Source organism: Isoptericola variabilis (assembly GCF_050311655.1).
In the GTDB taxonomy this organism is placed as follows: domain Bacteria; phylum Actinomycetota; class Actinomycetes; order Actinomycetales; family Cellulomonadaceae; genus Isoptericola; species Isoptericola variabilis.
In genome coordinates this window covers 1-920 of the sequence record NZ_JBNOZM010000015.1, presented here as the reverse complement: position 1 = coordinate 920, position 920 = coordinate 1, and the positions used below count along the sequence as shown (strand labels likewise).

At 66.7% G+C, this 920-nt stretch carries 1 protein-coding gene; it reads left to right on the top strand.

What is annotated here, in order from left to right; genetic code table 11:
- A partial coding sequence (rfbB, locus tag ACQP60_RS20870; RefSeq protein WP_429736566.1) for a dTDP-glucose 4,6-dehydratase occupies positions 1-920 on the top strand: 920 nt, incomplete at both ends.

The window sequence follows — 920 nt, the reverse complement described above, 5'->3', positions numbered from 1 at the left end:
ATCGGGGCGAACTTCGTCCAGCAGACGGTGGTGGAGCGTCCTGGCGCGGTGGTGACGGTGCTGGACGCGTTGACGTATGCGGGGGATCGGTCGTCGTTGGGGCCGGTCGCGGACCGGGTGCGGTTCGTGCAGGGGTCGATCACGGACGCGGAGCTGGTGGACGGTCTGGTCGCGGACGCGGACGTCGTCGTGCACTTCGCGGCGGAGTCGCACAACGACAACTCGTTGGTGGATCCGTCGCCGTTCGTGCAGACGAACGTGGTGGGCACGTTCACGGTGTTGGAGGCGGTGCGCCGGCACGGGGTGCGGTTCCATCACGTGTCCACGGACGAGGTGTACGGGGATCTGCCGTTGGAGGGTGAGGAGAGGTTCACTCCCTCGACGCCGTACAACCCGTCGTCGCCGTATTCGTCGACGAAGGCGGGTTCGGATCTGTTGGTGCGGGCGTGGGTGCGGTCGTTCGGCGTCGAGGCCACGATCTCGAACTGTTCGAACAACTACGGCCCGTACCAGCATGTGGAGAAGTTCATCCCGCGGCAGGTGACGAACCTGATCGACGGGGTGCGGCCCCGGTTGTACGGGGCGGGGTTGAACGTGCGCGACTGGATCCACGTGCACGATCACAATGCGGCGGTGTGGGCGATCATCGACCGTGGTCGGGTGGGGGAGACGTACCTGATCGGCGCGGACGGTGAGGCGTCGAACCTGGACGTGGTGCGCGCGTTGAACGAGCTGTTCGGGCGCGACGGCGACGACTTCGATCATGTCGCGGATCGGCCGGGGCATGACCTGCGGTATGCGATCGATGCGTCGAAGCTGCGTGAGGAGCTGGGTTGGGTCCCTGCGTTCACGGACTTCCGGTCGGGGTTGGCCGCGACGGTCGAGTGGTATCGGGAGAACGAGGACTGGTGGCGCCCGGC